Consider the following 20,886-nt stretch of genomic DNA (forward strand, 5'->3'; position numbering starts at 1 on the left):
CATTGGCGCCGCCGAACACCAACACAACCGCGGAGAATGAAAGCTCATACTGTTTGCCAAAATTAATTTTCGGATTGCCCCTCACCCCTTCCCTCTCCCCATCCGATGGGGAGAGGGTGGTCGAAGACCGGGTGAGGGGTCTGCGTGTTTCTATCCGGAAATTTATTTTGGCAACCGATCTATTCGTAACGCCTTTGAGCGACGCCTTGGTCGTGGGTTCCTCGCCAAAAGGCCAGGCGATTCACAATCTCCAACCTTTACGATAGGCGGGGTGAATATAGGTATTGGCGGCCTCGTGGTTGGTGAATCGGGTCCGTTTGTCATCCCACTTCAGTGTCTGACCCGGGAAACGAATGGCGATCAGCCCGAGCAAAGCCAGTTGCGTGAGGGGGCCGCCGTAATCGAAATTAGACCCGGCTTGACGGCCCGTGCGAATCGCTTCCGCCCAATCCCAATGATGGTTTTTGACACGGGTGAGTTGTTGTGCCGGCGCATTTTTTCCGGAGTACTGCGCCATGAGGTTGTCCGGGATAATATAGCAACCACCGGCGCCGTGCGAACCGTGAACGATCATTCCCTTGTCGCCAAAAAGAATTGCGCCGGTGCCGGGAAGTTTGTCATCCGGCGTAAAATCCTTGGGTCTGGGAATCGTGCTGTTGCCATCAAACCAGACCAATTTGACCGGGCCGCGCGCTTTTTTTGCTGGAAACTCAAAGGTGATCTTCGTGGCCGGCGGGTACGTCAGACCCTGTTTCGCGGGATCATAGTCCGTCACCTCCGCCTGCACGGTTGTGGGCGCGTCGAGATTCAAAGCCCAGAAGGACGGGTCCACGACATGGCAAATCCAATCCCCAACCGCGCCACCGCCGAATGGCATCCAGCCGCGCCAATTCCACGGCACCCAGAGCGGTGAGTAGGGCCGGAATGGCACCGGACCGATCCAGAGATCGTAATCGAGTCCTGTAGGCACGTCGTGGTGCTCCTCCACTTTGGCTAGGTTGGGAATCTGGCAATACACATTCTTGAACGCATCGCAGCCAGCATGAATGGTGTGGACCTGGCCAATGGCACCCGCCCAGACCCACTCGCAAAGCCGGCGGATGGTATCAGTGGAGTGCCCCTGATTGCCGAGTTGGGTGATAACCTTATACTTGTGGGTGGCCGCCATCAGGCCGCGCACTTCATGGATGGAGTGGGCCAGCGGCTTTTCGCAATAGACATGTTTGCCGCGCCGCATGGCCTCCATTGCAATGACGGCGTGGGTATGATCCGGTGTGCCGATGATTACTCCATCAATCCCCTTGCTCATTTTGTCGAGCATCACGCGGTAGTCCGTGAATCGCCTGGCGTCCGGATATTTCGCGAATTCCTTCGCGGCGTAATGTTCGTCCACATCGCACAAGGCCACTAGGTTATGGCCCAGCTTGGCCAGTTCACCCACATCGGCTCCGCCGCGGCTGCCGATGCCGATGCCGGCCAGGTTGAGCTTCTCGTTTGGTGAAAGACGTTCCGCGCCGCGCAGCACGCTGCCGGGAAGAATGTTGAACAGGGCCACACCCGCGCCCGCGCCACGAATAAACTGTCTGCGGTTGATCGAACTGGATTTGTGTTTTTTCATAGTGCGATTTTAGTCCCGCATTCCGATTTCTTACTGACAACCTTTCCGTTCGCCTGTTCCCATCGAAACCGGGATCACTCCCAATACCAGAGGAAGCTCTCCCATTTTGCAAGCCCCACGTTGCACGTTGCGCCAGGAGGAAGAGATCCAGGCTTATGGGCTGGCCCGGCTTGGCCAGGTTCGGACTTTGTCGGCCAATGCAATCAAACCGGGATCATCGTACTTCAGACCGTAGTAACAAAGCGCGAGCGCAACCTCGCCGTAGTTCACCTTCTTGATTCCACCGCCAAAGGATTTTTCCTGACCAAGGCCCGTGCGGGTATTGCCGGTGAGGAGCACCTCGCCCGTGGGCAGAATCCGTGTGCGCTGCCAGACCATGGAGCGTTCGAGGGCCTCCTCCAGTTTCGGCGCCGGCTGATGCAGGGCCAGCACCTGCCCCATCAGCAGCGAGACGGCGTTGTAGCTGGAGTCCCGGCCACCGCGTTCAATGAACACCCCGTCGGTATCGCGCCGCTGCAGCGCGGCGGCCACCAGTTTCCGCGACGACGCCTTAAGTCCCTCGTCCTTGAGCACCACGCCGCAAAGTCCAAAGGCCTTGGCCGCGATAAGCAGACGATTGGCCGTGTGACCCGCCTTGGGAATAATGCCATCGTAACCAGCCTGCAGGAAGGCACACGCGCGGCGCAGCCGCGGTTCCAAAGCGATGAGGCGCTCGTGAAAATGCGGTTCCAGTGGCGAAGCCCGCACGACCAGAATCGCGTGGCCGAGTTCCTGCAAATAAAAAAAGGCGGTCTCCACCCGCTCCGGTTGCGTGGGTTCGTGGGTGTCCCCGGGTTTGCGCACGGAACGAAACCCACCGTCTTCGAGCTGATGCGCGAACGTCGTCTCAATGGATTTCCAGGCCGCATCGGCTCGCGGCACATCGCCGGCGACCACTGCGCCGATCAACATCCAGCAGCCGCCGCGTTGCATACCGGCTTCATACCACGAGCTGTTGCGTTTATGGAAACCAATGAAGCCCTGGGCGTCGGGTTCACCGCCCGTCAAGGTGGCCAGAATGTTGGTCGGAAACTGCCGGAGCAGTTCATACTCCGAGGCGAACGTGGCGGCGGTCAGGTTCGATCCGAAACCGGACGTCAGCCAACAAATCAACAGGAAGGAGATCAACTTCATAGGGGTGATGGTATTGGGAATTAATCAAATCGAAGGTGGTCGGTTTGGCGCGCCGCCCGGCAACCCGCTTTTGTCGGCCATGAATTTCAACACGGCCTCGGAGCGGGAACGCACATGCAGCTTCTCGTAAATGTGTTTGGTGTGAACCCGGACGGTGTGGTAACTGATCGCAAGCTGGTCGGCGATCTCCTTGCTCACCTTGCCTTGGGAAAGCAGCTCGAGGATTTCTTGTTCCCGTGCGGAAAGTGTCGCCCCATCACCTGCGCCAGGAGTTGGAGACTGAAAGGTCATCACAATCTTGCGGGCAATCTCACTGGTCATCGGCGCGCCCCCGGTTTGCACGGTGGTCAGTGCCTCCAGGATTTCGCCGGGCGAAGCGCGTTTCAGAAGATAGCCACAGGCTCCGGCCTTCAGGGCGCTGAAGATGTTGGCCGTGTCTTCGTAAACGGTCAGCATGATGACCTGCATGGCGGGCATCCGCAACTTGAGGCGGGCGGTGCATTCGATGCCCGATGCGCCGGGAAGGTTGATGTCCATCAAAACCACGTCGGGCTGGGCGCGGGGAATTTGTTCCAGCGCTTCTTCCGCCGTGCCGCAGGCGCAAACACAGCGGACGCCGCGCGCCCGGCGCAACATGCGTTCCAGATTGCGGCGCATCGACGCGCTGTCTTCAACCAAGGCGACCGTGATCATACCATCCTCCTGAGCGGCCAGCGCCGGCCCTTGAGCTTCCTGAGCATCCGCGTTCATAGATGATAAGCGATTGAGACGAGAAATTATTTTCGCCCCGATGCTCACGGTGTGCTGCTTTCATTAGGTTCACAATACCTCAATTGAGGTATCCGGTTATCTGATTGCGGACGCCTGCAGCGGAATTTTGAAAGTGACCATCGTGCCCTTTTCCACGTTGCCGGTCAGCTCACAACAACCTCCAAGCTGCTGCAACCGCCGCTGCATATTGTCCAATCCGTCCGCCCCGTTCCGCTGGCGCGGAGCGTCTGGAGTCAGTCCGCAGCCGTTGTCGCTGACCGTTACCGCGAGCGTTCCGTCGTTGGCGGCAATGCCAAGCCACAAATCCGTCGCACCGGAATGTTGCACGACGTTGCTGAGCGCTTCCTTGAACGCGAGGAACAGGCTGTGGCGTTGTTCGGCGTTCAGCGGCGCAGCCGGGAGGTCCCTGGCCACGTCCAGATGGCACCGCACGGACGTCGCCTTCATAAAATGCTGCGCAAACTGGCAAAAGTAGCTGGCCAGCGACGACACATTGTCGTGCTTGGGATTGACGGCCCAGACAATTTCGTCCAGCGCGGTCACCATCTCGCGCGCCCGCGTGCCGATCTCCCGTGTGTGTTCGCGCACTTCGTCCGGGCCGAGCGCCGCGTCTTGCGCCAATTCGCTGCCAAAGTTGATTTCGACAAGTCCCGCGCCCAAATCGTCATGCAGGTCCTGCGCGATGCGCGTCCGCTCGCGCTCTAAGACCTGCTGCTGTTCCAGCCGCTCGAGCTTGCGCCGATACCGCCGCCGCATGCCCAGCAACACTCCGCCGCCCAACAGGCCAGCGGCGGATGCGGCCGCGGTCACACGGAACCAAACCGCCTCCCACAGATGCGGCACGACCGTGAGTGCGACCGAGGCACCGACTTCATTCCAAATTCCGTTTTGGTTGCAAGCGGTCACGCGGAAGCGGTAGTCCCCGGGAGGAATGTGGGGGTAACGCGCGATCCGCACAGCGCCGGCATCCACCCAGTCCTGATCCAAGCCCACCAGTTGGTAACGGAAAGTCACGTTCTCCGGCGACGCCAGACTCAACGCCGTGAATTCAAATCCCATGCGGTTGACTCCGGGACCGAGACGCAACGGAGTCGGAAGCTCGCCCCGTGGGATGACAGCGCCGGCCTCCGGCTCGGTACTGCGTGCGCCTATCCCACGGGGCAAGCGCAAGCTGGCTGGAGCCGGCTCATTGGTCAGGCCGGGTCGACCCAGGGTATCATAAGTGGCGGCAATCTGACCGTTGACCGTCAGGCGTTCGATGATGACCGGTGGTGGCAGCGGGTTTTTGCGAAGGGAATGTGGTTCGACTATTGCCAAGCCGGTCAGCATGGGCATCAGTAAGCGACCATCCCGGGTGCGACTGGCAACGGGACAGATTCCAAAAGCGGCCTGCAAGTTGGGCACGCCTTCCCCGCGTCCCAAGATCACGGACTTCACGCGCGAAGCGCGGCCCTCGGCCACGGCTGCCAGCTCGGACCGAGCGATCCGAAAAATGCCCCGATTGCCGGCGATCCATAGCCGACCAAGATCATCGGAAAGAATTTGCGAGACGTATTCGTCCCACAAACCGTGCTCGGTGCGGAACTGAAAATAACGTCCGTTCTTCAGCCAGCCCAATCCTTGTCCGACAAAACCAAACCAGAGGCTGCCATCGCTGGTTGCCTGCAAACAACGGATGTGTTGCGGGCCGCTCATGATATTCGTGGTCTCATCGATGATTGCATCCTGGTGAACGCGTAGCAGCAGGCCATCAGAAGTAGTGCCCATCCACAAATCGCCGCTGGCGTCCTCGGCCATGGTGCGAACATCGCTGGCCCCGTCGGGCAATGGAAAATACCTCAGACTGCCGTCGTACAAACGGAGGCGGGCCACGCCGGCATTGACGGCGATCCACAGATCCCCGTTGGTGCTGATGTAAAGGGCGCGGATGGAGAGATCCGTCAATTGATGATTGAGGGCCAGAGGGACAAAAGCGCCGTTCTGATGCCGAAAAACTCCCTTCTCCCGCGTGCCGACGAGAACGTCGCCGTGGAGATCGGCGGCCACGCAGGCAACTCGTCCGCCACGCCAACCGCCGTTGTTCGAAACCAGATGCCAGACGCTGTTGCTCCGACACGCCAGCGCTCCGTTTTGCCCCGCCGCCCAGAGCGTGCCCGTCGCATCCTCACAAGCGGACTGGACGGCGGCGAACGGCAGACCGGCCGCCGGGCCCACGAGTTGCACCGCGCGAGGACTCAGACGATTGAGGCCGCCGCCGCGGGTGCCGACCCAGAGATCGCCTTCGGAGTCCTCAGAAATGTTTGTGATGATCGGATTCGAAGTGCCCACACTTTGGATGCCTTGCGAATCATATCGAAAGAGTCCGTCCGACGCGGTGCCCATCCATAAGCCGCGAGCCTTATCTTCATACAACGCGGTCACATCCGCCTCCGTGCGCCCGGGTTCAAGCTTCAGTTCTGCGACTGCCGCCAATTTGCTCCCCTCGTGATACCGATACAATTTCAAGCCCGAGCAAAGCCAGATGCCGCCTTGCCGCGCCGCGGCCAGGCGGGTGGATTGCCGCCCCAAGGTTAACAAAGTCACGAAGCGGCCGTTCCGAAATACGCCCACGCTGCCGGATTGAGAAAACCAGAGCTGGCCCTGGACGTCGGTCGTCAGCCAACAGAAACCTTGTTCAGCCAGTCCATCGGCCGTTCCAAAGCCCTGCACTTTTCCCGCTTGAATCCGGAAAACGGCACCGGCGCTGACACTGACCCAAATGCTCCCGTTTCCATCCTCGGCCATGGCCCGGGCTTGCGACCCTGGTAATGTCCCCGTCAAAGCAAAAACCTGTGTAACCCTGCCCTCATCCACGCAGATGACCGCTCCGCCGTCCTTTGCCAGCCACAATCGACCGCGCCGATCCAGCAGCATGGCGCGGATCTGCGCCGCGGTCCCGGCGGGCATGGCCGGGGCGAATTCCTGGAACCGCACCCCATCAAACCGGGCCAGCGCCCGATGCGTGGCGACCCACAAATAACCGTCGGGTGTTTGCTCCAAACCAACAATCGTGTGCTCCGGCAAGCCGTCCTCCGTCTGCCAGACGCGGGCGAACCATGCCGGATCCGTAGCCGCGCCCAGTGGGAGGGAGAAGAAAATCAAAATCAGACCTGCAAATCGCCACCAAGGGAAATGGCAAATCATCGGCTTGAACACAGCAACAGTTTAATCCCTTGAATATTCAGCAGCAAGACGCAAGCGAATCAACTTTGGTTTCACGATAGAAATTCCCTGGCCGCGCGTCGCCGTGAGCGTTGATGGTGGACAACCGGAGAAACGTGCACCTGGATTTTAAGCGCAATGGCGCAACCCCGCAAAGGTTGCATGGTAAACCAATCGAGAAAACCAACGGGGCAAGAACCAATAGCCGCAAGTGGACCTGCGGTATGCGAAAGCAAGCACCTCCGCTTCGGCATCCTGTGTGCAACGCTGAAAACCAGTACCGTCCTGAAAATACAGTCGGAATGGTCCGACCGTGTTCAATCGTTGCGAAGCGACGTGATTCCCCCGACGATAAAGCCGCTTTGCCCGTTCAACCAGACCCCCGAGTTGCGCCCGGTGTTGTTTTTACTTTTTGACAGAGGTGGCGTGCCGCTTATATCTTCACGCGCCTTTGACGACCCTATGGTCTAGCGGTTAGGACACCACCCTTTCACGGTGGTAGCCCGGGTTCGATTCCCGGTAGGGTCGCCATAATTTGTTAATCTTCATCTTGATCTTTCTCTTAATCGGTCTTCGCAGCTCAAGCGCGAAAACGCTTTTCCTCGGCGCTGCCGGGTGGCAAGCTGCGCCGCAATCATGGCAAGATCATCCGAACGCGGCAAAAAGCCCATCGAGCAATACGATCACAAGGGCAAGAAGCGCGCGAACAATCCGCTTGCCCACGAAGCCGAAGGCGTGGGCAGCGGTTTCCGTTACAAGACCGTCCCGCACGTCACGCTCAAGAGCATCGCCAACAATGAAGCGGCGGATCAGGAGACGCTTTACGACCAGCCGCTCGTGGACAATTCCAAGACCCGCGTGACCGGGCCGTTCACGGTGGAAGCCGTCCCCGCGCCGATGGTGAAGTCGCTGGATGAGGTGGCGGGGGAGAGCGCCGCTTCCCCTGAACCTCGTAGCAGCGGACGTGAGTCCGCTCCATCTTCCGCCGGAAAAAGTCAGAGCCGACTCACGTCGGCTGCTACGAATCAAGAGTTCACCGCCGATGCCTCGGTCGCGCGCAGCGGCGAGACGGTGCGGCAGGACGAGTGGCGCAGCGAGTTGCTCCGCGCCGGCATCCGCGGCAAGGGCGGGCAGATGATTCGTTTCTCCCGCGTCGAACCGCTCTCCGGCACACGCTGGCTTCATGCCGACGCCGAAACCAAAGTGAACGATGACGGGGTGGACAAGTTGCGTGAAGGAGCGGCGACCGAGCGTCAGCGCGTCGTGATTTCCTTCGGGCCGGAGCACGCGCCGCTGGAGCAAAAGCAGGTCGAACGCGCTTACGAGGAGTCGAAGACGCTCGTGCCCCGCCCGCAGATTCTCATCTTCGCCGCGTTTCAATTCGACCCGGAAGCGGCCAAGGACATTGACGAGACGAGGATTCCCGGCATCACGCTGTTGAAGCCGCAGATGAACGCGGATTTGCTCACGGAAGATTTGAAGAAGAAGCGCACGAGCAACGAAAGTTTCTGGCTCATCGGCCAGCCGGACGTGCGGCTGCGCCAATGCAAAATTAAAAATGAAAAATTAAAAAAGACGAAAGCCGGTGCGGAGCAACTGTGGGAAGTCGAGGTGGCTGGGTTTGATTACTACGACACGAAGACCGGGCAGATCGTGTCGGGCGGCGCGGCGCAAATCGCGGTCTGGATGCTCGACACAGATTATGACGGGCGGAGTCTGTTTGCGCGGCAGGTGTTCTTCCCGATGGCCGGGGACAAGGAGGGCTGGTCAAAACTGGCGAAGAATCTCAAAGCGGAGATTGACGAGACGGCGATTGAAGCCTACCGCGGCACCGTGTCGTTGCCGTTCGCGCCGGGCAAGCATGGCCGCGTGGCGGTGAAAATCGTGGACGACCGGGGGATTGAGAGTTTGAAGATTCTGGAACTGGCGTGAGTTATGGCCGGAAAACCCCAACCAAATTCTGAAATCATCCTTTATCAAACGGAGGACGGGCGGACGCGTGTCCAGTGCCGATTCGAGAATGAGAATGTCTGGATGACGCAGGCGCTGATGGCGGAACTCTTCCAGACGACTCCGCAGAACATCACGCTGCATTTGAAAACCATTTACGAGGAGGGCGAACTGGCGGAGGCGGCAACTTGTAAGGATTACTTACAAGTTCGGGAGGAAGGCGCGCGACAGGTGCAACGGGCGTTACGGCATTACAACCTCGAAGCGATTCTGGCCGTCGGCTACCGCGTCCGTTCGCCGCGCGGAACGGCCTTTCGCCAGTGGGCGACGGCGCGGCTGAAGGAATATCTCGTGAAAGGTTTCACGATGGATGACGAGCGGTTGAAGAATCCGCCGGGCAAGGGGCACAAGGATTATTTCGACGAACTGCTGGAGCGCATCCGGGACATCCGCTCCTCGGAACGGCGTTTCTACCAGAAGGTGCTGGATATTTACGCGACGAGCGTGGACTACGATCCGTCGGCGGAGGCGTCGCAATTGTTCTTTGCCACGGTGCAGAACAAGATGCACTGGGCGACGCACGGCCACACGGCGGCGGAACTGATCCATGAGCGGGCCGACGCCGGGAAACCGTTCATGGGGATGCTCACCACGCGCCCCGGCGGACGCGTGCGGAAAGAGGACGCGGCGATTGCCAAGAATTACCTCACCGAGGACGAGTTGAAGGTGCTCAACCGCATCGTGAACCTCTACCTCGAATACGCGGAGTTGCAGGCGCTGGAGCGGAAACCGATGACGATGCGCGACTGGATTGCGAAACTGGACGAGTTTTTGAAAATGTCCGGGCGCAAGCTGCTGGATCACTCCGGGAAGATTTCCAACGAGGAGGCGGTGAAGAAGGCGCAAATGGAATACGCAAAATTCCGCGCCATTGAGGACACCAAACCCACCGCCGTTGACAAGGCATTCGAGGAAGCAGCGAAGAAATTAAAACCGCCCGGCAAAAGGCGGAAGAAAGCCTGACTGCATGGCGACGAAAGGCATCACCCACCTCATCGTCAATTCGCCCTACGACGAGCCGAAGCATCACTGGCAGTATCACCGGGAGACGCAGAAGTTTTCGCTCAAGGCCGGGCGTCGCCCGGCGGGTTACGTCATCGCGTCGGAAAGTTCCAAGGCGTTCGACGACCCTACAGTTTAGCGGTTAGGACACCACCCTTTCACGGTGGTAGCCCGGGTTCGATTCCCGGTAGGGTCGCCAATGTCTTCAATGGTTTTCGATCAGAATATAGATTTTCCGAACAGTTTTCTTGGTAATTCCTCCCATGACGACCCAGACTTTACAAAGCTTATCAAAACGCGGCAATGCCCTAGTCAAAGGTTTGGTGGCGGACGAGGGGGAATTCAACGCCGCGTGAACAAGGTCCGAATTTAGCGAGTGGCTGCGAGACCTGGAAACCATGCTCGCTGCAAAGAATTGATCGGATTGTAAGAGATTAAGCTGCCCTGCCGAAAGGTTGGGGCGCTTTTTGTGCTTAGTGCGCTTCTACAAGACGTTTGAAAAGCAGTGTCAGCACAATTCCAACTGCTGTTGATATTATTGCGACAGTGATTTTGTCGGAGTTTCGCTTCCAAAAGTTCGGGGCGTCGATTCGGTATCTTGGGATGATAACAGAATACCTGTTGAATCGCTCATGAAATGCCCACCTGCCCCACCAAACACATCCAAGCCAAAGGATTGCCGTTACGGTCAAGCCCATCCAGTCTACAAAAGCTGCCATGGAAACAAAAGCTCCGAAACAAATGCCGCTAGCGACCGCTGGCGTCGATAGGTTCATAAGCTTTGCAGTCGGAGGCGGGTGATCTGTCAGAATGCGTTTAACCTTTTCGAAAACGCCACGAGATTCAGCGGTATCTTTGCCAATGTAGAGCCATATCTGGTTCTTCTCCAGTTTCAGCGAGACGAATGGACTTTTTGCCGAGATTTGCATATTGGTAAAATAGTCCCTTTTCATTTCCGCCCATTCTTTCAAGTCCTCAAATCGCTGCTCTTCAGTGGACAACTCAACATCGGATGAAACTTCTCGCATTGCCTCGACGATCTTCTCGATATCATCTCGGTAAAGTAGCACTGGCTTGAGATGTTCACCGTGTGATTGGATAATACGTTCCATTCGCTAATTGGAGTGCCACGTAAAATATTGACAGGGATTTGAATGTGTTTCAAGGGAAACTGACGCCAAAACACACCTTGGGACAAGTCTAGCTTTTTCGGGCAACGCCGGTTTTCCTTTCAATCAGGTTCGATTCCCGTAGGATCGCCGCTTCCTTGGCATGGAATGGTTCGAGGCAACGAATGAGAATTCTCTGCATCCACGCGCACTTTGACGACTTTGAGTTCGTGGCGTCCGGGACGTTCGAAATGTGGCGACGAAAACTGGGGAATGGGCTGCGGGCACGCGTCATTGTCTGCACCGATGGCAAGGCCGGACATCAGTTTCGCACGCGGGAGGAAACGGGCAGACTCCGACTACAGGAACAACTGACTTCCGCCAAAATCGGCGGATACGAGTTTGAACAACTGAAGTTGCCGGACGGCCAGGTGCCGCGCGAGGCGTGCTTGCAGGTCACGATGCCCTTGCTCGCGGCTTTGTGGAAGGCGATCCGCGAGTTCGAACCGGACTATCTTTTTTGTCCACCCATTGGCGCTGATCCGCTGGCGGGAATTCATGTTGACCATGTCGGCGTGGCGGAAGCGGTGCGGCAGGTGGCTTACATGATCAATGTGCCGCACGCCTTCACGCCGGAGTATCCGGCGGATGAAACGGCTTCGATGCCGTGCAAAGTGCCGGTCATCCTCAACGTTTACGATGGTTACATGGCCGGCGCGAACAGTTACGATCTGGCTGTGGACGTGGAGGAGGCGTTTCCAAGAATCTGCGAGATGACGTGGTGCCATCAATCGCAAATCGCCGAATGGCTGCCGTGGGTTGGCCGACACAATCTGACACCGCCGGCATCGCAGGCTGATTGGTCGCGGACTTTGCGGCGCAGGCTGGCCAACCGGAACCAGGAACTCGGCATCAGGTCCGAACGGGCTTTTGAAGTGTTTACTGTGACGGCGTGGGGCGCGGTGCCGACGTTTGAACAATTGTTGAAGGACTTTCCCGGCATCGAAGCGGAAGCATCCAACCTCGAATCCTTACAGCAACGTCTGGCGCGCTGGCAGGGGAAGTAATTGTAAACTAAGCGGTCAGCAATTTCTGGCAGGCGGCTCGCAACTTTTTCAAGTGCGTTGCCGACTTCGCCTCGAGGTAGCAGCGGATGAGCGGTTCGGTGCCACTGGCGCGGAAGGCGACCCATTCGCGATTGGGCAATAAAAACTTGAAACCATCCGTCGTGATGAACTTCTCCACTTTGAATTCCCCAATGTAGTCCAAACCTGCGCCAAGTTTGGCCAGGATCGTCGCCTTGCTCTCGGGTTGGATGGGAATGTTGATGCGGTCCGTGTGAAACGCACCGGTCTGCTTTTCAAGCTGGTTGAGGATTTGGCCGAGCGATTTTTTTTCGGTGGCGACAAGCTCAGCCATCAGCAAACAGGCGAGGATGCCGTCCTTCTCCGGCACGTGACCTTTGACACTTAGCCCGCCCGATTCCTCACCGCCGACGATGATCGGTTCGCTTTCCATCAACGCGCCGATGTATTTGAAGCCGACCGGCGTCTCGTGCACTTTCACGCCGAGCAATTCGGCCACGGCATCGACCTGATGACTGGTCGGCACCGTGCGCACCACGGCGCCGGTCCAACCGCGATTCTTTTTCAGGTGATAGAGCGTCAAGGCCAGAATCTGGTTAGGCGTGAGCCACGTGCCGTTCTTGTCCACTATGCCGAAGCGGTCGGCGTCGCCGTCCAGTCCCAGCCCGATCTGCACCTTGCCGCTGCGCACCAACCGGCTGACCTCCGCCATGCCTTCGGCGTTGGGTTCGGGATGGTGACCGCCAAAAAGCGGATTCGGCTCGTCATGAAAGCGCGTAACGCTTGCGCCGGCTTCGGCCAGCAGCGTGTCGAGATAACCGCGGCCCGTCCCATACATCAGTTCCACCGCCACTTTCAGCCGGGCTTTCTTGATGACGGAGAAATCCACGAGCTTGCGCAGTTGTTTGAAGTAGGCGGGTTGCGGGTCAAAGGTCTTGCATTGAAATGTTCCGATCACCGATGCCTTGAAGCTCCAGTTTTGGGACTGGAGCCGGGCGACGTTTGCTTCAATCTGTTTGGTCACTTCGGGGGTCGCAGGAGCGCCATTGCTGGTGGAGAATTTCAGACCTTGATACTCCGCCGGATTGTGGCTGGCGGTCATGTTGATGCCGCCGATGGCTTGGCGACTGCGGATGTTGTGAGCGATCACCGGTGTCGGCGCGTCGCGCTCGCAGAGCAAGGGAGTGAGCCCGTGGGCGGCCAGGACTTCAGCGGCGGCCAGCGAAAACTCCCGACCAAGAAAGCGCGTGTCGTGGCCCAGGATGACGACGGGTTTGCGATTGAAGATGCCGGAATTCGGGTTCTGGATTTCGGATTTAAGGAAGTCAGCGATGCTCTGAGTCACCAGCCGGACGTTATCAAAAGTGAAATCGCGCGCGATCAATCCACGCCAGCCGCTCGTTCCGAATTTGATCGTGTTGAGGTTCAAGCGTCAGCTTGTTTTAAGTTTCTTGGGCATGAGTGTTCGGATTACAACCGTTGGCAAGCTAAAGCCTGAACTGCAGCTCAGCTCTTCCAATCGAGCGCCCTTTTCTTCAGCGCGTAGAAGTAGCCGACGAACAGGATGCCGAGGAACGAAACCATCGCGCCGAGAATCACGTTGCGCGTCGCGGCGTCCTGCAACATCTCCTTGTAAACGACGGCCCACGGATAGAGGAAGACCACTTCAATGTCGAAGAGGATGAACAGCATGGCCACCAAATAAAACTTGACCGACATGCGCGTGTTGCCCTCGCCAACGGGCAACATGCCGCATTCATAGGCTGTGTCCTTGATCGGCTCACGCTTGCCGCGTTTGCCAACGAGCACTGAAAAGACCAGCATGCCGAAAGAAAACGCAATGGCCACCAAGCCGAGAAGCAACACCGGCAAGTACTGACTTAACTGAGATTGTTCCATGACGCGAAGTTAGAAATCGGCATCTGTTTTGGCAAGTGGAATCAGGTTTAAGGGTTCCTCGCGTCCAGTGGCTACTCAGCCGAGCCTCACTTTGAACGCGCTGGCGGAAATAATCTTTTGCAGGTCTCCATCATAAAACGTGTCGCAATAATCCTCGGTTTCCAGAAGGTGCTGGTGGACGTCCTTGTTCTCGCGCTGGACGATGTATTTGAGCTCATCGAAGTGGTTGCTCCAGCGGAAGCCGTTGAAAAACTCGGCGCCGGCGAACTGGGTTTTATACAGCGCGTTCCTCGAGTAGCAGGTGCCGAGGTAGAGATGGCGAAAGCCCTTTTCCGCGAAGAACGATACCGCCGACGTCATCATGAACATGCCGAGGTTGCGGCTGTAATAGTTGATGTCGTAAAAGGCGTAGTAGTAGTAAACGAGTTCCTTGCCTTGGAGGTACAACGTGGCGGTGCCAATTTCCGCCTCAGTCTTCGTGTCAGTAAACACCAGCAAGTGCGAGATGATCTTTGAATTGAACAACGAGTCCAGCCGCTCAAACGTCATCACGTCCTTGCCAAATTTGATGTCGGCATACGTCTTGTAAAACTGTCGCTTCGCCGGCGTGTAGTCGAATTGCACGCGCGGCACCAGCTCGACGCGGATCCCATCGCCTTTGCGCAAAATGCGGCGGTTCTCCGAGGAAGGGCGGAATTTCTTCAAGTCAACGCGGACGTGGCGGCACAAGTAAAAACGATCCAGATTGCGTGACGATGGAAGAAAACCCTGGTTGAAGAGGTCCGCCGGCGTTTCGCCCGGTTCAGGAAAGGCCCAGACCGCGTAGGGAAACGAGTAGTGCGCGTAGTCGGACTTGTGCTCGGAGAACAACAGCTTCATTCGCTCTGGGCCGCGTTGACATAAATTCGCGGGAGGCGCTGTCGCCAGCCGGCGAGGACATCGTATGAAACGGAATTCTTCAACCGGGCAACGTCGTGCACGGAAATCTCCTCATTGCCCTGTCTGCCCATCAGCACCGCTTCGTCCCAGATCTGCGCCTGAGGAATGTCGGTGATGTCCACCGTGATCGCGTCCATGGCGACTCCACCGACCAAGGGAGCGCGACAGCCGTGAAGCAATGCGAACCCCGCATTGCGGACGCGCGGAAAACCGTCGCCGTAGCCGATGGGCAATACCGCGATGCGTCGTGGCGACGGTGCGGTGTAACGCATGCCGTAGCCGACATGGTCGCCGGGCTGGAGTTGTTGAATGGCCGCGATGCGCGCCTTGACGGTCATCACAGGCTCGAGGCCGGGGATGCGCCGGCAAACCGAAGAGGGGTAAACGCCAAAGGTAATGATCCCAAGCCGAACCATGTCAAAGTGCGCCTGGGGCAGATCGAGAAAACCGCCGCTGTTGCAAAGGTGACGGTATTTCACCGAAACGCCGCGCTCGGTCATGGCGCGCAGAACCTGACTAAACCGCTCCAGTTGCAGCAGCGCGTAGGTCTTATCGGTTTCATCCGATTGTGCGAAATGACTCATGACGCCTTCGAGCACGAGCGACTTTTGCGAACAGATTTGTTGCATGACTGGCACGGCTTCATCCCAATGGACGCCATAGCGGTTCATGCCCGTGTTTATCTTGAGATGGACGGGGACGCGATGACCGATGGCCGCAGCCAACCGCGCGAGACTGATGGCCGCCTCCGAATCATTCACACAGCAGGTCAGTTTGCGCGCAATACACCATGGCAACTCCGATTCCTGCCGCTGGCCCAGCAACAGGATCGGCGCACGGATACCGAGGTCGCGCAGACTCACTGCCTCCTCCAAGGTGCTCAACGCCACCGCCACCGCTCCTTCCGCCAGCGCGACGTTCAGCACTTGCAACGCTCCATGACCGTAGGCGTCGTCCTTGACCACGGAGAGAAACTGCACCTCGCGAGGCAAGTCCTGTCTGATGATTTGAAAATTGCGGCGAAGTCGGCCCAGGTCGATTTCCACCCACGCCGGGCGATGCGGTCGTTCGCGATGGGTTTTCACCGGTGCGTCTTCCTCAACCGCGCCTCGTTGAAGTGAGTCGCCACTTTCAGTCACCGGTTCCGTTTGTATTCCAACCATGTCGTGCGTCATCGCGTTGCGCTCCGTGTCCGTGATCATTGAGCACTCGAGTTGAGGTTCTCGTCCACTAGATATTTCCCGGCGGCCAAAGGCTTTGACCAATGTCAGTCCGGTAATAGCTGGCGAGGCTGCGAATCTTCCGGATGTTCGCATAAGCCTTGTCGATTGCTTCGTTGAGCGAAGTTCCGAGCGCGATGACGTCGGCAATCCGGTGACCAGTGGCCATGAATCGTCCGTCATTGTCGCGCGTGAGTTCGTTCCACCAAACGTCGCAGTCGAATGGCTCGACGACTTCCACCGGCAGGCGCGGGCCTCGCAATTGCACGTAAGGATAACCGTACCCAGCAAGCGTCAATGAACAACCAAATTGCAGCCGTTCCCGAAACTCGACGTTCAACTTCTTGTTTCGCGCGGTGTTCAAGACGATTTCCATTGGATGCTTCAGCATCCGGAGGATCATCGGGCCGGAGGTGACGCCGATCCGGATATTGTACTCGATGGGAAACCATTCGCCTCCCCGGCGCACGGCGGTTGCTTGAATCGGCCCGTGGTATTTCACTTTGCGAAACCAGGGCAGCAGTGGGTGAATCAACTGCCGCGCCAGTCCGTACTTGTCCTCGGAGTCGCGCTCAACCAATCCACCGAGCGGCGCGCCAGCCACCACTCCCATGTCGCCGACGAATGCCCGCTTGTATTCCTGATTGGTGACGAGCGAATAAATTTCACCGCCGCTGATAAGCGCGATGTGGCCCGCTTCGGCCCGGCCCATGTATTCCTGCAAGAAAACGCCCTCCGCATAGTCGATGTTCTTGAGCCATGAGCGTGTGTCCTCCAACGTTTCGCAAAGAATCGTGTGAATGGGGCTGGTGGGTGAACACAACGGATTCTTGATAACGTATGGCAGCGGATGCCGCCGGAGAAATTCCTCGGCTTCGAGCCGGTTGCGCGCCACCGAAGCTTTCGGACAAGGCACACCAACCTGCGTGCAGAGCTTGCGCGCGAAATCGCGATCACGTTCGATCATCATCGCTTCGCCGGTCGGACTGAAGATTGGAATTTTTGAGCGGAGCAACTCGCCAGCCCATGTTGCTTGCGCCCAATCGATCGACATCGGCACCACCATGTCGATTTTTTCACGCGTGAGCAACGCGCAAGGATTGGGAAAAGCTTCTTGAGTGTAAACCCGGCCGGCGAGTGAAGGCGGGAAATGCCCGTAATTGCGCGTCAAATAAGTCGAAACCGCGGCGCCATCCTCGTTGAGAATTTGCGCCACGCTGTGCGCAAACGAGCCAACGCCGAAGACCATCGCTGAGAAGGACCGCTTTCGGGAAATGCCTTTTCGTCTCGTCATCGTGAGGACACACCGGGTTCGAGGTGCGGAATTGTTTGTTCGTCCACCATACTTCAACCGCATTATGAGTTGGTCGAAAACAAACTCAAGCGGGGACTGAAAAATCCAACGCAATGAGGTGTTCTCAAGCCATCGACAGCTTCTCGAAGCTCTCTTCGATGAACGTCGTGTTCTGAATGCGCGCCAGCTTGGCGTAAAGGCCGTCCAGACGCAGCAGTTCATCGTGCGTGCCGCGTTCGATAATCTGCCCGTGGCGCATCACCAGAATCTGGTCGGCCTTGCGAATGGTGCTGAGACGATGCGCGATGACAAAGCTGGTGCGGTTGGCCATCAAGCGTTCCAAGGCTTCCTGAATCAGCCGTTCCGTGGCCGTATCAACGCTGGCGGTCGCCTCGTCGAGGATAAGGATTGGCGCGTTCTTCAGGAGGGCGCGCGCGACGCTGACGCGCTGTTTCTCGCCGACGCTCAGTTTTACACCGCGTTCGCCGACGCGGGAATCGTAACCGTTCGGCAACTTGGAAATGAATTCGTGGCAGTTCGCCGCTTGTGAAGCTGCGATGAGTTCGGCTTCGGTGGCGTCGAGTTTCCCGTAAAGAATATTCTCGCGGACCGTGCCGTTGAAAAGAAAGGCCTCCTGGCTCACGACGCTGATTTGCGCGCGCAGTGAGTCCAATGAGATGCCGCTGATGTCCGCGTCATCAATGGTGATGCGGCCCGAAGTTACTTCGTAAAACGCGGGGAGGAGATTTACCAACGTTGATTTTCCCGCGCCCGTCGGCCCGACCAGCGCAATCATTTCGCCGGGGCACGCGTGCAACGAAATATTTCGCAACACAATTTTTTCCGGTCCGTAACTGAACCCGACGTTTTCATAAACCACCTCTCCGCGCGCGCGCCAGCCTAGCGTAACGTCCGACGTGAGGAGGCGGTTTGACTCTTCGACTGATCCCGACCGCCTCCTCACGTCGGCGGCTACATCTCTTTCCACGGCCGTGTCTAAAATATCAAAAACCCGCTCCCCGGCGGCGCGGGCGGCCTGCATCATCTGGTTCAATCCATGCAGCCGGGCAACCGGTTCGTAAAACAGGGCGAGGTAAAAAATAAAACCGACCAACTCACCGAGAGTCATCGTGCTCGCCAGCACCATTCTGCCGCCGACCCAGAACACCAGTCCCGAACCCAGGGCGGCGGCGAAACTCATCGCCGGCGAATACATCGCCCAGACGCGCATCACGCCGAGTGTTCCTTCCCGCAAATCATCTGCGCGTTTGGCAAAGCGCGTGTCCTCGTGCGGTTCGCGACCGAACGCCTTGATCTGGCGGACGCCTTGGAGATTGTCCATGAGCAACGCGTTCATGGCGCTGGCGGCGCGGCGCTGAGCGCGATACCGGCGATGCGCTGTCAAGGTGTACCAAAGCGCGCCGCCGGCAAGAATAGGCAAGGGAATCAACGCCACCGCTGCAAGTGTGGCGTTGGTCGAGAACAAAATGATCAACACACCAACCACGCTGAGAACCGCGACCGTGCCCTGTTCCGTACCGTCAATCAACACGCGCTCCACGGAATTCACATCCTCGATGACGCGGGTCATCAAGTCGCCAGAAGCACGCTGATCAAAGTAATTGACGGGCAGCCGCTGCAGCTTCGCATAAACTTCGCGTCGCATGTCGAAGATGACATTTTGCTCGAACGTATTGTTGATGCGAATGCGGAGGCTGTTGAACAAATCGCGCAGCAGGAATGCGCCGAGCAACCCGAGCATCACCGGCGCGAGCAATTCACTCCGGCGATTCGTGATGATCTCGTCAATGACGAATTGGGTGAGCTTGGGATAGGCAAACGAAAACGCCAGCGAGAGCAGGGCACAGGCGAACGTGCCGAAGGCCATCAGTTTGTAGGGTCGCAGATAAACCGCGACCCGACGCACAATTTCCCAGGTGGAACGGGACTTGGCCGTGAGCGTAGGATCGTCGTCGGCAGAGAGTTGAGGATGATGCGCCATGCTAAGTGCGGAGTGCGGAGCGCGGCGTGCGGGATAAAAAGCGCGACGGGTGGAAGGGCACGAGGATGGCCGGCGTTATGACCCATCCAATGTGTGCAACGGCGCAAGCCAACTCTCCCGGAGAGATTGTTGCGTGTATCAGCAATTTGTCTTCCATATGTTCATTATGGCAGAAATCTCGCATTTTGAAAACCTTTACTGGACTGAAAGCAGTCTGGCACCAGTAAAATTGTTGGAGGCGCAACTTGACATCCGCATTGAATTTGACCCCTATCCCGCGGAGAAGCGCGGGGAGAGAGTTAGGGAGCGGGGCGGGAATCCTGCGGAGGCAACAAGCCTCCAGCAACACGGCTTCCGTGCCCCGTTCCCACTCCGCCTGCCTTCATCAGACGGACAGGGAGGTCCTCTGCGTTCCTTCTACTGATCATCACCAGGGTTGGGTATCCTGTTTCGCAGCGATTATTTTTTCCGTGCTTGTTTTGTGCGTCGATAGTTAATTTGCGGCGTTGCGCGCGGCGCTCGAGTTGTTATGGACCCTGACAAGCTGAACCAACTGCACATTCAAACGGAAGCCAAGAGCCGGCCGAAAAGTTTTTTCTGGGCGACTCTGCTCCTCGTCATTCTGGTCAGCGGTGCTGCCGTTTACTATGCCTGGCCCAAAAAGGACGAAGGCCGGCGCATCATCGGCGGGGCCACCAACAAGACAGCCACTGGTTCAGCAGCAAAAATGTCAGAAGCGAAATCGACGGAAACCCGAAGCCTCTCCAAAAACGATTCCGTCCTCACGGTCAGCGGTTACATCGTAAACCGCGAACGCATTGAACTGAGTCCGCGTTTCATGGGCGTCGTGAAATGGATCGGCGTCAAGAAAGGCGACGCCGTCACGAACGGGCAGGTGGTTGTGCTGCTGGACGACGCCGAGCAAAAAGCCCGGTTGCACGAAACGGAAGGAAGATTGGCCAACGCAAAGGTCGCCATCAACAAAGCGGAACTGGATTACGCGCGCGTCATCGAACTGGCCAAGACCAAAATCGAAACTAAAAAAGCCGAGGACGATGCACGCTTGCAACTCGAATCCGCCCGCGCCGCGCTGAAGGAAACTGAAGGCAGTTACGAACTGGCCAAGACCTATCTCGATTGGACCGTGATTCGCGCGCCGATTGATGGCGTGGTCCTGGAGAAACTGGTTGATCCCAATGAATTGGTCGTGCCGCAAAGTTTTGGTGGCTTGCGCGGGCCGAGCACCGCCTTGATTGCCTTGGCCGACCCTAAAGATTTACAGGTTGAGATCGAATTGAACGAGGCGGACTTGTCCAAAATTTTCCTGAATCAATCGTGCCGCGTCAGCCCCGAGGCTTATCCCGACAAAGTGTATGGCGGTCATGTGGCCGAAATGGCGCCGGAAGCCAATCGACAGAAAGGGACGTTGCAAATCAAGGTGCAGATTCACGACCCGGACCATTTCCTCACGCCCGAACTGAGCGCGAAGGTGGATTTTCTTGGCGGCAAGACCAACGTCAGCGAAGCGCTGAGGAAGTGAGCGGAAACCATGGTCGATTTGCC

The 20,886-nt window shown here is 57.8% G+C and carries 15 protein-coding genes, 2 tRNA genes and 1 pseudogene; 7 read left to right on the forward strand and 11 right to left on the reverse strand.

All coding sequences use genetic code 11. The features are described from left to right. Positions 1-241: 241 nt before the first annotated feature. From HY298_22445 to HY298_22460, 4 genes are all read right to left on the reverse strand, one after another. Complete coding sequence (locus tag HY298_22445; GenBank protein MBI3853022.1) at positions 242-1,618, reverse strand: Gfo/Idh/MocA family oxidoreductase; 1,377 nt, start codon at positions 1,616-1,618, stop codon at positions 242-244. Positions 1,619-1,771: 153 nt separating this feature from the next. Continuing rightward, positions 1,772-2,791: a hypothetical protein gene (locus HY298_22450; protein MBI3853023.1), complete on the reverse strand. Its 1,020-nt coding sequence runs from the start codon at positions 2,789-2,791 to the stop codon at positions 1,772-1,774. Positions 2,792-2,815: 24 nt separating this feature from the next. After that, positions 2,816-3,484, reverse strand: coding sequence for a response regulator transcription factor (locus HY298_22455; GenBank protein MBI3853024.1), 669 nt, complete (start codon positions 3,482-3,484; stop codon positions 2,816-2,818). 153 nt (positions 3,485-3,637) lie between these two features. Then, positions 3,638-6,703 (reverse strand): hypothetical protein, encoded by a 3,066-nt coding sequence (locus HY298_22460; protein MBI3853025.1) that lies wholly within the window; start codon positions 6,701-6,703, stop codon positions 3,638-3,640. 516 nt (positions 6,704-7,219) lie between these two features. On the opposite strand from HY298_22460, the gene HY298_22465 reads away from it, so the two are divergent. The 5 genes and pseudogenes from HY298_22465 (at position 7,220) to HY298_22485 (ending at position 9,974) form a co-directional block, all read left to right on the forward strand. Continuing rightward, positions 7,220-7,294, forward strand: a tRNA-Glu gene (locus HY298_22465). Positions 7,295-7,477: 183 nt separating this feature from the next. Beyond that, positions 7,478-8,695, forward strand: a pseudogene (locus tag HY298_22470) (hypothetical protein). Between the two features lie 3 nt (positions 8,696-8,698). Then, on the forward strand, positions 8,699-9,736 hold the full coding sequence (locus tag HY298_22475; GenBank protein ID MBI3853026.1) for a virulence RhuM family protein: 1,038 nt from the start codon (positions 8,699-8,701) through the stop codon (positions 9,734-9,736). 4 nt (positions 9,737-9,740) lie between these two features. After that, positions 9,741-9,914 (forward strand): hypothetical protein, encoded by a 174-nt coding sequence (locus HY298_22480; protein MBI3853027.1) that lies wholly within the window; start codon positions 9,741-9,743, stop codon positions 9,912-9,914. After that, positions 9,900-9,974, forward strand: a tRNA-Glu gene (locus HY298_22485). The genes HY298_22480 and HY298_22485 overlap by 15 nt, the downstream gene beginning before the upstream one ends. A gap of 274 nt (positions 9,975-10,248) precedes the next feature. On the opposite strand, the gene HY298_22490 is transcribed toward HY298_22485, so the two are convergent. Further along, positions 10,249-10,887 (reverse strand): hypothetical protein, encoded by a 639-nt coding sequence (locus HY298_22490; protein MBI3853028.1) that lies wholly within the window; start codon positions 10,885-10,887, stop codon positions 10,249-10,251. Between the two features lie 182 nt (positions 10,888-11,069). Here HY298_22490 and HY298_22495 point away from each other — a divergent pair, with 182 nt between their 5' ends. Continuing rightward, entirely contained in the window at positions 11,070-11,951 is an 882-nt protein-coding gene (locus HY298_22495; protein MBI3853029.1) for a PIG-L family deacetylase, read from the forward strand. Positions 11,952-11,958: 7 nt separating this feature from the next. Here the strand turns inward: HY298_22495 and HY298_22500 are convergent, their stop codons facing one another. The 6 genes from HY298_22500 to HY298_22525 all read right to left on the reverse strand — a co-directional run bounded on the left by HY298_22500 (position 11,959) and on the right by HY298_22525 (position 19,323). Beyond that, positions 11,959-13,398, reverse strand: a complete 1,440-nt coding sequence (locus HY298_22500; protein ID MBI3853030.1) for a phosphoglucomutase/phosphomannomutase family protein — start codon at positions 13,396-13,398, stop codon at positions 11,959-11,961. Positions 13,399-13,475: 77 nt separating this feature from the next. Continuing rightward, positions 13,476-13,868, reverse strand: coding sequence for an NADH-quinone oxidoreductase subunit A (locus tag HY298_22505; protein MBI3853031.1), 393 nt, complete (start codon positions 13,866-13,868; stop codon positions 13,476-13,478). Positions 13,869-13,943: 75 nt separating this feature from the next. After that, positions 13,944-14,747, reverse strand: a complete 804-nt coding sequence (locus tag HY298_22510) for a hypothetical protein (protein ID MBI3853032.1) — start codon at positions 14,745-14,747, stop codon at positions 13,944-13,946. Further along, positions 14,744-15,970: an alanine racemase gene (alr, locus tag HY298_22515; GenBank protein MBI3853033.1), complete on the reverse strand. Its 1,227-nt coding sequence runs from the start codon at positions 15,968-15,970 to the stop codon at positions 14,744-14,746. Before alr ends, HY298_22510 begins: the two co-directional genes overlap by 4 nt. Before the next feature lie 67 nt (positions 15,971-16,037). Continuing rightward, complete coding sequence (locus HY298_22520; GenBank protein ID MBI3853034.1) at positions 16,038-17,321, reverse strand: phosphoribosylamine--glycine ligase; 1,284 nt, start codon at positions 17,319-17,321, stop codon at positions 16,038-16,040. Between the two features lie 124 nt (positions 17,322-17,445). After that, the gene (locus HY298_22525; GenBank protein ID MBI3853035.1) at positions 17,446-19,323 is read right to left on the reverse strand and encodes an ABC transporter ATP-binding protein; all 1,878 of its coding nucleotides are present in this window, start codon (positions 19,321-19,323) and stop codon (positions 17,446-17,448) included. A 529-nt stretch (positions 19,324-19,852) separates the two neighbouring features. Here HY298_22525 and HY298_22530 point away from each other — a divergent pair. Further along, positions 19,853-20,863, forward strand: a complete 1,011-nt coding sequence (locus tag HY298_22530) for an efflux RND transporter periplasmic adaptor subunit (protein ID MBI3853036.1) — start codon at positions 19,853-19,855, stop codon at positions 20,861-20,863. Positions 20,864-20,886: the final 23 nt, after the last annotated feature.

This window comes from Verrucomicrobiota bacterium (genome assembly GCA_016200005.1).
GTDB lineage: Bacteria > Verrucomicrobiota > Verrucomicrobiia > Limisphaerales > PALSA-1396 > PALSA-1396.

Bases quoted from the DNA above. Each gene is read 5' to 3' on its own strand.
- HY298_22445 (MBI3853022.1), bottom strand. From the start codon at position 1,618: ATGAAAAAACACAAATCCAGTTCGATCAACCGCAGACAGTTTATTCGT.
- HY298_22450 (MBI3853023.1), bottom strand. From the start codon at position 2,791: ATGAAGTTGATCTCCTTCCTGTTGATTTGTTGGCTGACGTCCGGTTTC.
- HY298_22455 (MBI3853024.1), bottom strand. From the start codon at position 3,484: ATGATCACGGTCGCCTTGGTTGAAGACAGCGCGTCGATGCGCCGCAAT.
- HY298_22475 (MBI3853026.1), top strand. From the start codon at position 8,699: ATGGCCGGAAAACCCCAACCAAATTCTGAAATCATCCTTTATCAAACG.
- HY298_22480 (MBI3853027.1), top strand. From the start codon at position 9,741: ATGGCGACGAAAGGCATCACCCACCTCATCGTCAATTCGCCCTACGAC.
- HY298_22490 (MBI3853028.1), bottom strand. From the start codon at position 10,887: ATGGAACGTATTATCCAATCACACGGTGAACATCTCAAGCCAGTGCTA.
- HY298_22495 (MBI3853029.1), top strand. From the start codon at position 11,070: ATGAGAATTCTCTGCATCCACGCGCACTTTGACGACTTTGAGTTCGTG.
- HY298_22505 (MBI3853031.1), bottom strand. From the start codon at position 13,868: ATGGAACAATCTCAGTTAAGTCAGTACTTGCCGGTGTTGCTTCTCGGC.
- HY298_22510 (MBI3853032.1), bottom strand. From the start codon at position 14,747: ATGAAGCTGTTGTTCTCCGAGCACAAGTCCGACTACGCGCACTACTCG.
- alr (MBI3853033.1), bottom strand. From the start codon at position 15,970: ATGGTTGGAATACAAACGGAACCGGTGACTGAAAGTGGCGACTCACTT.
- HY298_22520 (MBI3853034.1), bottom strand. From the start codon at position 17,321: ATGACGAGACGAAAAGGCATTTCCCGAAAGCGGTCCTTCTCAGCGATG.
- HY298_22525 (MBI3853035.1), bottom strand. From the start codon at position 19,323: ATGGCGCATCATCCTCAACTCTCTGCCGACGACGATCCTACGCTCACG.
- HY298_22530 (MBI3853036.1), top strand. From the start codon at position 19,853: ATGGACCCTGACAAGCTGAACCAACTGCACATTCAAACGGAAGCCAAG.